Consider the following 13,020-nt stretch of genomic DNA (forward strand, 5'->3'; position numbering starts at 1 on the left):
CTCACTGCGGATGGAGTAGAGGATTTGCAGTAGCAGTGCTCGCAGAAGCTGCTCCGGCGGAATCGAAGGCCTGCCGGTATGTGAGTACATCTCCTTGAATAAAGGAGCCAGATTGACCAGCGCGTTATCAACCATGATCCGAACCGGACGCAAGGGGTGATCCTTGGGAACCCGTTGTTCCGGTGAGACATAACTGAACATGGCCTGTTGGTTCTGGTCATCACCGCGCATAACGTTTCTCCTGAAATATCGGATGGTTATGCGCGTAATTATAACAAATTCGTGTAGCCGTCCCTAGTGAAATCAAGGGGTTGAGCTAATTGTTTTTCAACAACCTGCTAAAGCAGGCTTTCATACCAAAAAGGATAACAGCAATGAAGAATCTGAAACTGGCTTACAAAATTTTCGCCCTGAGCGCGATCATCATCGTCGCCTTCGTTGTTACCATCGGCTTTGTCTATTCGCAGGCCAAAAGCAACCTGATGGCAGGGAAAAATACGCAGGTAAAGAATGTCGTTGAAGCAGCATGGAGCACGGCTGGTGATTTTGCCAGGCAGGCGGATGAGGGCTTGATCAGCGAGTCGGAAGCGCAGATGCGGGCGAAAGAAGCGATCCGCCAGATGCGTTACGACGGCAAAAACTATTTCTGGATTTCCGACACCGATTCCAACGTGGTGATGCATCCCTTCAAGCCGGAGTGGGAAGGGACAAACCAGGCCGGTTTTGCCGATCCGAACGGGGTGCACATTTATGTTGAACTGGCCAACATCGCCAAAGCCAAGGGCGAAGGTTTCGTCGCCTACGCCTGGCCAAAGCCTGGTGACCCAAAACCGGTGCCGAAGATGTCCTTCACCAAGCTGGTTCCGGGCTGGAACTGGGCGGTCGGTTCCGGACTCTACCTGGACGACGTGCAGAAAGAACTGGACAAGATTTTCTACCAAGTACTCGCCGCAGTTGCGATTGTGGTTCTGATCTCGCTGGCGCTGGTCTTCTTCATTGCTCGTAGTATTACTCGTCCAGTCGGCGAAGCTGTGACGATGATTCAACGGTTGGAGCGCGGGGACTTGACTGTTTCTCTCGATGATAACCGGAAAGATGAAATTGGGGAGATGGCGAAAGCGTTGAACTCGATGTGCGCCAATATTGGTGAGGTCGTCCAGAACGTCAAAGCGGCAGCAGACAACGTAGCCTCCGGCAGCCAGCAGCTCTCCGCCAGCTCGGAAGAGCTGTCCCAGGGGGCGACAGAACAGGCCGCAGCAGCAGAAGAGGCTTCTGCCAGTACCGAGCAGATGAGTGCCAACATCAAGCAGAACGCCGATAACGCCATGCAAACCGAAAAGATCGCGGTGAAGAGCGCCGAGGTTGCCAAGGAAGGTGGCGAGGCGGTTGCGCAGACAGTCAGCGCAATGAAAGACATTGCCGACAAGATTTCGATTATCGAAGAGATCGCCCGGCAGACCAACCTGCTGGCATTGAACGCGGCCATTGAAGCGGCCCGTGCTGGTGAGCACGGTAAAGGCTTCGCCGTGGTTGCTTCTGAAGTGCGCAAACTGGCTGAGCGCAGCCAGAACGCGGCAGCAGAGATCAGCGAATTGTCCAGCAGTAGTGTTGAGGTGGCGGAGAAAGCCGGATCGATGCTCGACGAAATGCTGCCCGACATTCAGCGCACCGCCGAACTGGTACAGGAAATTTCGGCATCGAGCAAAGAGCAGGATTCCGGCGCTGATCAGATCAACAAAGCGATCCAGCAGCTTGATCAGGTCATACAGCAAAATGCATCCGCTTCGGAAGAGATGGCATCGACCTCAGAAGAGCTCAACAGCCAGGCCGAGCAGCTGCAGGAGAGTATCGCCTTCTTCCAGCTCGCCGATCACGCCAGACAGTCGGTCCGTCACGTCATTAATCCTGCCGTCCAACGTCCGGCGAAAAGCAAGCAAAAGGCCCTGCTCCAGTCGCCAGCTGCTGCCGTCAAACCAGCTGTAAATTCAGGTGGAGTTGAATTCGACCTGGGCGCAGACGCTGATGCCGGCGATCAGGAATTCGAACGTTTCTGATCTTTGCTGAAACCGGTGGCCGGGCGGTAAATCGCCCGGCTTTCCCTGAGGGGGAGCATGATAGTAGATATAGCAGGAACAGAAGCGAGCCTTTTTCTTAAACCGGGAGAGCTCGCTGTAACAAATACACCAACGCGGGTATCGACAGTACTGGGTTCCTGTATCGCACTGACTTTATACAACCCGCGTTTGAAGTGTGGTGCCATTTGCCATGCTGTTTTGCCGCAGAGTGGCTGTGAGGGGGGAAACTTTCGCTACGTCGACAGCGCTTTCGGCTACATGCTGGAACGATTTCAGCACATGGGCATCGCTCTGCACGAGATCGATGTCAAGCTGTTCGGTGGATCCGAAGTCCTGCGCAAGCAGTCTCCCAGTCCCGTCATTTCAATTGGTCGCAGCAACATTGAGGCCGCAAAGTCCCTGGTTGCGCAGAAGGGCCTGGCGTTGAAGGTCGAACACGTCGGTGGCCCGGTGGGCCGGAAAATTCACTTTTTCACCCACACCGGGGTTATTTATCTGAGACACTTGCAGGCCGCCTGATCGGAGTCTTGATGAAGGCAAGAAATTTTTACCTGCTGCTTTATCTCTGTCTCTGCCTGGTCACGACGGCCGGTGTCTTTTTTACCTGTCAACTCCAGAAGTTTGCTGTAGCCAGCTACAGTCGTGATCTGCAACAAAAGGCTGATATTGCTGCTGCCGGACTTGACTCCTGGGCGATCAAACGGATGCATCTCGGTGAAGATCGCAGCGGGGTTGACTGTGAGCATATCTGGCAACGGCTCTCTATGGTCCACCAGGCGATTCCTGATCTGGAATATGTTTACCTGATGCATAAAGTCGGTGGTGAGGTTCGTTTTCTTGCCGATACCGATGAGGCCTCCTGCACCGACTATTCCGGTCCGGATGGCATTTATTCTGAGGCTTCGGAACAGCTGAAGCAGTCTTTTGCTGATGGCAGGGGCTTTGTCGAGCTGGGTGTGGCTGACCGCTGGGGAACCTGGGCTTCAGCCCTGTCGCCTGTTTTCGATCCACTCGGCGGACAAGTCGTCGCTGTTTTTGGCATCGATCTTCCGTACAAACATCTCTCCGATCATGTTTCCCTCTTTACCTGGAGTGGTATTGCCATCAGTTTTGCGGTCGGCTCGGCACTGCTGCTTTTCCTGCTGCTGCATCGACGTAATAAGGCCACAGAAGAACAACTGTTGCTTCTGAATGATGAGCTGGAGCAGGGAATCGTCGGGCTTCAACGGGCGGAAAAAGAACAACTGGAATCTTTGAATTTCCTCGAGGTGCTGCTCAATGCGATCCCGGCTTCAGTTATTTACAAGAATGCCGCAGGCCGGTTTCTCGGCAGCAATCGACGATTTGTCGAAGCCTTGGGGCTCGGGTCTGATGAGATCGTCGGCAAAACATCATCGGAACTCTACAGCAGTAAAATTCTGCCGGAGCAATTGGCGGAAATCGAACGGCAGAATAACAAGCTGGCAGGATTGGGCCCATTAGGCGAGCTGACGTATGAATTGACGGTCGATTATGGGCTCGGACAAAAAAGCTCCATTTCCGTGCATAGTGCCAATTTCCCCAACAGTGACGGCGAAATCGGCGGGTCCGTAGCCGTTTTTTTCGATGTCACAGCGAACCATGAGTTGCAGCAAGCCCTCACCGCCAGCGAAAATCGATTCCGCTCCATTTTCAACAGCGCCGCCGCCGGTGTGCTGGTTGTCGACACGGAAGGGCGCCTGATGCAGAGCAACCCGGCGTTCTGTCACCTTGTCGGCTATTCGTATGGCGATCTGCTGCAAATGGACTGCGCTCAACTGGTCCATCCGGAAGATCTAACCGGGGCGTCACTTTTCTGCGAAGACGCGGTCGCTGACCGGGCAGCCCCCTTCAGTGTCCGCAAGCGCCTGCGCCGCAGGGATGGTGGCAGCTGTCATGTCCAGCTCAACGGCAGCTGGGTCTGTGATGGCCAAGGCGAGCCGGAATACGCTGTTGTGCTGGTGGTCGACCTGGATGCCTTACAAAGCGCTGAAGCAGTTGGGAAGGCAGGAAAATAGAGTATGCTTATAGCTGGGATCCCCGCTTACTGAAAGTCCGCAGATGACAATACGCACCAAAATAACCTGCATGGGGCTGCTGCTGGTCCTGTTGACGGCTTTGCCGATCGTCGGTATCGCTATTTTACAGAAGTGGCAGGTGCACAGTGATATCGGCCAGGAAATGAGCGAACTGGCCGAAAACGAGGCGAAGAAAGTCGCGCAGACCGTCTACCGGATGGCCAAAGCGATGGAGCAGTCGATCCATGAATCAATGGTTTATCGGCTGCGGGTTGCAGAAGACGTGGTGCAGCTCGCCGGAGGTATCGAGCAGGGGGAGCAGCGGGTGAACTGGTTGGCGATCAACCAGTATGACAAGATCACGACTCCGATCGGGTTGCCGCAATTGCTGGTTGGAGGACGTTGGCTCGGTCAAAACGACAATTCAGATACTTTCACCCCGGTTGTCGATAAAGTCAGTCAACTGGTCGGGGGCACCTGCACCATATTCCAGCGGATGAATATGCAGGGCGACATGCTGCGGGTCGCCACCAATGTTGAAAAACTTGATGGCAGCCGCGCCATCGGAACCTACATCCCTCGTTACAATCCGGACGGTAAACCGAACCCGGTCCTGGAAAAAGTGCTCGATGGCGGTACTTTCTACGGCCGCGCCTACGTGGTCAACGCCTGGTACGTCACAGCCTATAAGCCGATCTGGGATAAAACCGGAACACGGGTTGTCGGCATTCTGTATGTCGGTGAAAAAGAGAAAGATATCGCCAGCCTGAAGCAGGAAATCCTCGATATCGTGATCGGTAAAACCGGCTATGTCGCCGTGGTCGGCACTGAAGGGGACCAGCGTGGTCGCTACCTGATTTCCAGGCATGGCGCGCGCGATGGCGAAAACCTTTGGAATATCACCGATTCCGAGGGGAACTATTTCGTCCGTCGTATCATCAGCAAAGCACGCAGCCTGCCGGAAAAGCGCCCCGATGGCAGCATTCCAGTCGTTCTTGAACGTTATCAATGGCAGAATCCGGGCGAACAAGCCCCCCGGCAGAAGACCGCAGCCATCACCTACTTCCGCCCCTGGGACTGGATGATTATGGCCAGTCTCTACAACGATGACATCATCGATTCACAGGCACGCATGTCGCGGGCACTTGATGAAATGATCTGGTATGTGGTGGTTGTTGCGGTTCTGGTCGTTTTGTTCGCGTTAGCTGTCGGTTACCTTGTGGCGACAGGGATCAGTACCCCGTTAAATCAGGCCGTCAGAGTTTTTCGCAAGATTGGTCAGGGGGACCTGGAGCAGCGCTTGAATCTCGAGGGCAAAGACGAGCTGGGCCAGCTTTCGAATGCTTTCGACCTGATGATCCAGAATCTGAAGCAGATAACCGCCTCACGTGATGAATTGAACCGTGAAATTTCCGAGCGTTTGCTGGCCGAGAAGGAACTGCGTGAATCTGAACAGCGATTTCGTACAGTCATTTCTGCCAGCAATGATGCCATGGTGGCTGTGGATGAACAGGGCAGTATCACCTTGTTCAACGCGGCCGCAGAAAAAATGTTCGGTTATCGCCAGAGCGAGGTTGTCGGTCATAGTGTGGATTGCCTGATGCCGTCAGCCTATCGCTTGAATCATCATCATTATGTCACGCGTTATTTTAAAGAAGGCAAACCGAATCGGGCGATTCAAGGAGCTGTCGAGTTGGTCGGATTGCGCAACGACGGCGAACAGTTCCCGATTGAGCTGGCACTGTCGCCGGGAGAATCGGCAGGCGAACGATTTGTGCTGGCAACGATCCGTGATATTTCGGAGCGCAAGGCTGCCGAAGAGCGGTTACGTAAAGAGAACGACATCAAGCAGGTCATTTACAGCATTCTGGCGACGGCGATGGAGCCCATTCCGTTGCAGCAGAAACTGCAGAGATCCCTCGACCAAATTCTGACGACCACGAGTTTCACCTTTTTGCGGAGAGGTTGTATCTTTCTTGCTGATGAGACTGCAGAGACTCTTTACCTTGCCGCCGAACAGGGGCTGAGCGAACAGATGCAGCGCGATTGTCGCAAAGTTCCTTTCGGTGATTGCCTGTGCGGTAAGATCGCGGTAACCCATGATATCGCCTTCAGTGAGTGTCACAACGGCCGCCACCGAAGCACTGATGCTGTTCCTGCGCACGGGCATTTCTGCGCACCGATTCTTGCTGCCGGGAAGCTGCTAGGTGTTCTCAACCTCTATATCTCTTCCGGCTACCAGCCGAATGATGATGAACGCCATTTCCTCGCATCGGTTCCGAACAGCCTGGCCAGCATGATAGAGCGGCATCGCAGTGCGAAACAGCTGCTGCAGGCAAAGGAGCAGGCAGAGAGTGCCAACCGCGCCAAGAGTGAATTTCTTGCCAATATGAGCCACGAAATCCGCACGCCGATGAATGGCATCATCGGTATGACCGACCTGCTGGCTGATACCGAGCTCGATGACAATCAGCGTGAGTGTCTCGAAATGGCGCGCTATTCTGCAAGTTCGTTGCTGTGGTTGCTGAACGATATTCTCGATTTCTCCAAAATTGAAGCCGGACGGCTGGAGCTGGAGCAGGTCGCGTTTGACTTGCGCCAAGCGCTGCAGGGACCGATGGCGAACTGGGAGCTGCAGGCACGTAAAAAGGGGTTGACCTTCCGCGTTGTCATGGCGGACGAGATCGACCCCAAGATAAGTGGTGATCCTGGCCGGTTGGTACAGGTGCTGGTCAACCTGGTGAGTAACGCTATCAAGTTTACCGATAGCGGTTCGGTGGAGGTGGAGGTCGCCTTGGTGGAGTCGATGCTGGAGGAAGATGGCCAACAGTTGCGTTTCAGTGTCAGGGACAGCGGCATCGGAATTCCGGAAGAAAAGCTGGAGGCAGTTTTCGACAGTTTTGCCCAGGTTGATGGATCCATTACCCGCAAGTTTGGCGGCACCGGGCTTGGTTTGACCATCTCCCGGCAGCTGGTTGAAATGATGGGAGGGCGGATCTGGGCGGAGAGCGAGTCGGGCAAGGGAAGCCAGTTCCATGTTCAGCTGACTTTCGGGAGTGCTGATGATGAGGCCGAAATCAACTGTGATCTGGCAAAGCCTGAATCTAAGGCTGAGAACAGCTTGAAGGTTCTGGTCGGAGAGGATAATCTGGTCAATCAGCGGTTGATTGAAAAGCTGCTGGAGAAGTGCGGTCACCAGGCCGTTATTGTAGAAAACGGGCAGGAATTACTCAAAACCTTCGCCGAGGATGAATTTGCCCTGATCCTGATGGATGTGCAGATGCCGGTGATGGATGGAGTTGAGGCGACCCGCTTGTTGCGCAATTATTGTAGTGAAAATAATCGACCTCATGTTCCAGTTGTCGCCCTGACCGCCCACGCCATGAGCGGGGACCGTGAGCGGTTCCTCGCCGCCGGGATGGATGATTATCTGGCAAAGCCGATCAACAAGAAAGAATTTGTTGCGATGCTCGGTAAATACGCCCTGGGGGCGAGCTGCTGAGAAGGATTGATTGATGAGGGTACTGGTTGCAGAAGATGACTTTGTCAGCAGCAGGTTGCTGCAGAAAATGCTGGCAGAATTTGCCGATTGCGATATGGCTGTCGACGGTAATGAAGCGGTTGTTGCTTTCGAAAAATCGTTGCGGGAAAAACGCTATTATGACCTTGTCTGCCTCGATATCATGATGCCGAAAATGAACGGTCAAGAGGTGCTGAAAACCATTCGTCGACTGGAACGAGAGCAGAACCTGTCGGCAGAGCACGAAGCGCGAATTCTCATGACCACAGCCCTCGATTCGCCACAGAACGTCGTTGATGCCTACTATCAGGGTGGCTGTGATGGTTACCTGGTGAAACCGATCAAAAAACAACCGATGCTGGAAAAATTGCAGCAATTCGGGTTAATCGATTAAAGCTTCCCCTCTTTTTCCATTTTCACAATCAAGGCTTCCAGGTAGCGTGACTTCATCTGCTGACTTGCCATCACCCGCTTGATCGGCGGCAGTCGCAGCACGGCACCGAGCAGCGCTGCCATCGCCCGGTGACTGTGGAGCACCTGGTTGTCGAAGATCAGATGCTGCAGCTTGCCCCGCTCAACAGCCATTACAACCGCCCGGTGAGTGCCGTTGAGTGGTGTGATCACCCGCTGCGGACGTGATATCATCTCGATGCAGTTGCGGGGCGCCACCCGTGCACAAAGACCGCAGCCGAGGCAGCGGTCCTCCACCAGGTTGGCTCGTTTGCGTTGCGGGTGTTTCGGATCGTTTGCCGAGGCGAGAACAATCGCTTCGACCGGACAGGTAGTGACGCATTTCCCACAGCCGTTACAGTTTTCCAGTTTGATCTGCGGGATGAAGTTGGTGGTATGCACCGGGTTGAGATTGGTGAAACGGCGCGCAGCGATCATCGCCTCGCAGCAGCAGCCGCAACAATTACAGATGAAATTTACGCTTTCGCGGACGTTTTCACCGAACTGCACCAGGTTCTGCTCGTAGGCTTTCTGCAGCAGGTCGAGGCATTCTACTGCGTCGATAGCTCGGGCGTGGCCGTGCTTGGTGAGTGATTCGGCCGATGCGTTGAAGGTCATGCAGATGTCCATCTCCGCTTTGCAGGCCTTGCCCAGATGTTCCATCTTGTGGCGGCAGTAGCACATCCCCACGCCGATGTGGCTGGCGGTTTTGATCACCTCGGTGGCTCGTTCGTAATCAAGCACGTGAGCGGCGTTTTCGTTGCTCAGCACCGGTTCGTGGATAAAGGTGCGGCCGAGCTGGGTTTCACCCTGGGTGAACAGGTCGCGGATGAAATCCTCTTCAACGTTCAGGTACTGGTAGAAAAGTTCGCTGATCAGCTTCTGGTCGATGTCGCCACGGGTGCGCATCAACGAAAACTCGAAGAAGCCGGCCATTGGTGGAGGCAGAATATAGACCGACTCGCCGTTTTGCTCGATGTCGACCAGCACCGCCCGGCTGGCCAGTTCATCCAGCACCTTGCGGGCCTCGGTCAGGTTCATCTTCCAGATCTGCGCCGCTTTTGCTGCGTTGAACGGCTTGATCGGCAGCTGCGCGACCAATTCCGCTTCTTTTTCGCTGAAGAGAATATTCAGAATTCTAAACAGCAGTTCCGTAGGCGGTGCGCCCTGGGGGAAGCGGTTAAGACGTTCGACCAGCTTGGCGTAGCTCGATTTAATAGTGTGATGTGCCATCTTTCCCTCCCTGACCTGCTCAATTTTAATTATTGCCACAGCCTGGAACAAGTCAAGTTGGATAATTCCGTCTGCCCGTATTGCGCTGAAAAGCCCAGCAGTGCGACAATCGAAGTTATGAAGATGGATCAACAGGAACATTTGTACGATGAATTAAGCGCGCTGCAGTTTGATAATGCATATGTTCGCGAATTGCCGGGTGACCCCGATTCAAGCAAGCGAGTCAGGCAGGTGCCGGGTGCCTGCTATTCGCTGTTTGAGCCGACACCGGTGACCCAGCCGCAGACTGTTGCTTTCTCCCGCGAAGTGGCTGAGCAACTTGATCTGTCGCCGAACGCCTGCGAGTCGGAACAGTTCGCCCGCGTTTTCGCCGGCAACGAGCTGTTGCCCGGAATGCAGCCCTTTGCCATGTGCTACGGAGGCCACCAGTTCGGCAATTGGGCCGGGCAGCTGGGCGACGGTCGGGCAATAAACCTGGGTGAGGTGATGAATCGGGGCGGTCAGCGTTCGGTCTTGCAGCTCAAGGGCGCCGGGCGCACACCCTATTCTCGACAGGGTGACGGATTGGCGGTGCTGCGCTCATCGGTACGAGAATTTCTCTGCTCCGAGGCGATGCACCACCTCGGCGTGCCGACCACTCGTGCCCTCAGCCTGGTGCTGACCGGCGAGCAGGTGATGCGTGACATGTTTTACGACGGTCACCCGAAGCTGGAGCTGGGGGCAATCGTCTGCCGGGTGTCGCCGTCGTTCATCCGTTTCGGCAGCTTTCAGGTGCACAGCTGGCGGGGCGAAATCGATATCCTGAAGCAGCTGGTCGATTACTGTATCCGTACCGATTTTCCCCACCTCGGCGAACCCTCGACCGAGGTGTATTTGCAGTGGTTCAACGAAATCTGTCGTACCACCGCCGAACTGATGGTGCACTGGATGCGCGTCGGTTTCGTCCACGGCGTGATGAACACCGACAATATGTCGATCCTCGGACTGACCATCGATTATGGTCCCTACGGCTGGCTGGAGGATTACGATCCCCGCTGGACACCGAACACCACCGATGCGCAGGGACGTCGTTATTGTTTCGGTCAACAGCCACAGATCGCCCTGTGGAACCTGGCTCAGCTGGCCAATGCGATTTATCCGTTGATCGAAGAGGTCGAACCGCTGCAACAGGGTTTGCAAATTTACGGCGATATTTATCAGCAGGATTGGCGACAGATGATGGCCGACAAGCTTGGTCTCGGCAAGTTCAATCCGGCAACAGATGAGGATCTGGTCAAAGAGCTGGAGCAGGTGCTGATGCTGACCGAGACCGATATGACGATCTTCTATCGGCGTCTGGCAACGCTGACTGCCGGTATCGATGCCGATGATGAAGAACTGCTGCAGCCACTGCTTGCTGCCTATTATCAGCCGGATGAACTGGACGCAGACAAAACTGCCCGCATCGCCCACTGGTTACGGACTTACCTGACGCGGGCACGGCGAAGCGGCAGGCCTGATGACGTGCGAGCTGAGAAAATGAACCGGGTCAATCCGAAGTATGTGTTGCGCAACTACCTGGCGCAGCAGGCGATTGACAGGGCGGAAGGGGGCGACTTCAGCATGATCGGCGAACTGCTTGACGTTCTGCGCCAGCCATACGATGAACAGCCAGAAAAAGAAAGGTTTGCTGAAAAACGTCCGGAGTGGGCGCGCAACCGGGCCGGTTGTTCGATGCTGTCCTGCAGCTCCTGAAAGGAGACGCCGATGAAAAAAAACGGTTTGAGCGCCTTTATTGCGCTGTTATTTCTTTTCCCGACACTGGCTTCCGCAGACATCCCTGCTGCCGACCATTCAATCCCGGAACTGGAGACCGCGCTCTTCGCGCTCGGCTGATTCTGGGGTTTTGACTCCCGGTTCGGGAGCTTGCCCGGCGTTTATCGCACCAATGTCGGCTATGCCGGTGGGGAAAAGGCACGGCCAAGTTACTGGTCACTCGGTGATCATACCGAAACCGTGCGAGTCGAGTTCGACCCGAAGCAGATCAGCTATGCTGAGTTGCTGGACATCTTTTGGGAAGCACATGATCCTGCCTACAACACCAGTAATCGGCAGTACCGCAACGCCATCTTTTACCTCAATGATGAACAGAAACAACAGGCGGAGCAGTCTCGTGATGCCATTGCCGCTGAATTGAACCGAGCTGTTCGCACGCACATTGAAGCGGCCGGAAAATACACCCCGGCGGAAGATTACCATCAGAAATACTACCTGCGGCAAAGTAAGCGCCTGTTGGCTGAATTACAGAAAATCTATCCCGATCCGCAGCAGTTGGTCGCTTCGACGGCAGCTGCCAGAATCAACGGTTATCTCGGTTGCAACGGCAGCGTTGAACAATTGCAGGCTGAGATGGGAGCTCTCGGTTTGTCCTGGCCTTCACAGCAGCAGCTGGCCGATCACCTGTCTTCATCCTGTTCGCAGTTCCGAGGCTTTACCTGTCCGGCACCGAAATAAATAGATCAACCAAAAAAATAAAAAAGCACAGCCCCGCCCAGGCCGGTCAGCCCGACCACCAGCCAGGGCGGCAGCTTCCAGCGCGCCAGTAGAGTGAAGGCAGCCAGAGCGAGCAGCAGGTCGGCAAAAGAGAGAATGCCGCTGCTGCAGACAGGGTCGATAAATGCGGCCAGCAGCAGTCCGACCACGGCGGCATTGATACCGAGCAGTGCTGAGCGGACGTGCGGGTTTTTGCGTAGATCGTTCCAGAACGGCAGAATGCCAAACAGCAGCAGAAAAGACGGGGTGAAGATTGCCAACAAGCAAAGCAGACCGCCGACCCAGCCGCTCAGCGCCAGTTGCTGGGCGCTGCCGAGGTAAGCGGAAAAGGTGAACAGTGGCCCCGGAACCGCCTGGGCGGCACCGTAACCAGCGAGGAACAGGTCTTTACCTATCCAGCCGGGATTGACCACTTCGGCCTGCAGCAGAGGCAGCACAACATGACCGCCGCCGAAAACCAGTGCGCCGGAGCGGAAAAAGCTGTCGAATAACTGGATCGGCCCGAAGCCACTCCGGGCCAGCAGAGGCAGGCCGAGCAGCAGAATAAACATCAGGCTGAGACTGATGGCTGCAGTCGTCCGACTGGGAAAGAACAGATGACTGTCTTCAGTTGATGGTTGATCTTGGCGCAGGCAGAACAGCCCGAAGAGGGCCGCGGAGAAAATCGCAGTGAGCTGCCCACTGACACCAGGAAAAGCAAAAACGAACACTGCTGCTAGAATCGACACTATTTTTCGTGTCAAATCAGGGCAAAGTTTTTGCGCCATTCCCCACACCGCCTGGGCAACTACGGCGACAGCGACAACCTTCAATCCATGCAGCCAGCCGCTCTGCACGACCTTTTCATCCAGCAAGGAGACACCGTAAGCAAAAAGAATCAGCAGGATCGCCGAAGGCAGGGTGAACCCGCACCAGGCTGCGAGCCCGCCGCGCAGGCCGGATTGGGAAATCCCGATACCGATGCCGACCTGACTGCTGGCTGGTCCGGGGAGAAACTGGCAAAGTGCGACCAGGTCGGCGTAGCTTGATTCCTGCAACAGCTTTCGCCTGCTGACGAACTCGTCGCGGAAGTAACCCAGGTGCGCAACCGGGCCGCCGAACGAAGTCAGCCCCAGCTTGAGAAATATTCGGAAAACCTGCCATGCAGTCAGCTTTTTCATGCCTCGATTGTATC

The 13,020-nt window shown here is 55.1% G+C and carries 11 protein-coding genes and 1 pseudogene; 9 read left to right on the plus strand and 3 right to left on the minus strand.

Features of this window, described 5'->3' with window-relative positions:
* Positions 1-231: transposase (locus BUB13_RS16345; protein WP_208610183.1), on the minus strand; the 231-nt coding region annotated here is incomplete at its 3' end.
* A gap of 143 nt (positions 232-374) precedes the next feature.
* Between BUB13_RS16345 and BUB13_RS16350 the strand changes: the two genes are divergently transcribed.
* The 5 genes from BUB13_RS16350 to BUB13_RS16370 are packed head-to-tail and all read left to right on the plus strand — an operon-like array spanning position 375 to position 8,025.
* Positions 375-2,054: a methyl-accepting chemotaxis protein gene (locus BUB13_RS16350; protein WP_072909842.1), complete on the plus strand. Its 1,680-nt coding sequence runs from the start codon at positions 375-377 to the stop codon at positions 2,052-2,054.
* 57 nt (positions 2,055-2,111) lie between these two features.
* On the plus strand, positions 2,112-2,594 hold the full coding sequence (locus tag BUB13_RS16355; protein ID WP_072909843.1) for a chemotaxis protein CheD: 483 nt from the start codon (positions 2,112-2,114) through the stop codon (positions 2,592-2,594).
* An 11-nt stretch (positions 2,595-2,605) separates the two neighbouring features.
* Entirely contained in the window at positions 2,606-4,111 is a 1,506-nt protein-coding gene (locus BUB13_RS16360) for a PAS domain-containing protein (RefSeq protein ID WP_072909844.1), read from the plus strand.
* Between the two features lie 43 nt (positions 4,112-4,154).
* Complete coding sequence (locus BUB13_RS16365; RefSeq protein ID WP_084092233.1) at positions 4,155-7,613, plus strand: Cache 3/Cache 2 fusion domain-containing protein; 3,459 nt, start codon at positions 4,155-4,157, stop codon at positions 7,611-7,613.
* Between the two features lie 13 nt (positions 7,614-7,626).
* Positions 7,627-8,025 (plus strand): response regulator, encoded by a 399-nt coding sequence (locus BUB13_RS16370; RefSeq protein WP_072909846.1) that lies wholly within the window; start codon positions 7,627-7,629, stop codon positions 8,023-8,025.
* Here BUB13_RS16370 and BUB13_RS16375 read toward each other — a convergent pair.
* Positions 8,022-9,314 carry a 4Fe-4S dicluster domain-containing protein gene (locus BUB13_RS16375; protein ID WP_072909847.1) on the minus strand — a complete coding sequence of 431 codons (1,293 nt, stop codon included), beginning with the start codon at positions 9,312-9,314 and terminating at the stop codon, positions 8,022-8,024. The genes BUB13_RS16370 and BUB13_RS16375 overlap by 4 nt on opposite strands.
* Before the next feature lie 123 nt (positions 9,315-9,437).
* Between BUB13_RS16375 and BUB13_RS16380 the strand changes: the two genes are divergently transcribed.
* The 4 genes and pseudogenes from BUB13_RS16380 to BUB13_RS19445 all read left to right on the plus strand — a co-directional run bounded on the left by BUB13_RS16380 (position 9,438) and on the right by BUB13_RS19445 (position 11,807).
* A complete protein-coding gene (locus BUB13_RS16380; RefSeq protein ID WP_072909873.1) occupies positions 9,438-11,048 on the plus strand; it encodes a protein adenylyltransferase SelO in 1,611 nt (536 codons plus the stop codon).
* Positions 11,049-11,060: 12 nt separating this feature from the next.
* Positions 11,061-11,189, plus strand: coding sequence for a hypothetical protein (locus tag BUB13_RS19415; protein WP_279625995.1), 129 nt, complete (start codon positions 11,061-11,063; stop codon positions 11,187-11,189).
* Between the two features lie 12 nt (positions 11,190-11,201).
* A pseudogene (locus tag BUB13_RS19440) lies at positions 11,202-11,570 on the plus strand (peptide-methionine (S)-S-oxide reductase); the annotation flags it as partial.
* Positions 11,571-11,624: 54 nt separating this feature from the next.
* Positions 11,625-11,807 (plus strand): hypothetical protein, encoded by a 183-nt coding sequence (locus BUB13_RS19445; RefSeq protein WP_341860479.1) that lies wholly within the window; start codon positions 11,625-11,627, stop codon positions 11,805-11,807.
* Positions 11,808-11,812: 5 nt separating this feature from the next.
* On the opposite strand, the gene chrA is transcribed toward BUB13_RS19445, so the two are convergent.
* Complete coding sequence (gene chrA, locus BUB13_RS16390; RefSeq protein WP_072909849.1) at positions 11,813-13,006, minus strand: chromate efflux transporter; 1,194 nt, start codon at positions 13,004-13,006, stop codon at positions 11,813-11,815.
* Positions 13,007-13,020: the final 14 nt, after the last annotated feature.

This window comes from Malonomonas rubra DSM 5091 (genome assembly GCF_900142125.1).
GTDB lineage: Bacteria > Desulfobacterota > Desulfuromonadia > Desulfuromonadales > Geopsychrobacteraceae > Malonomonas > Malonomonas rubra.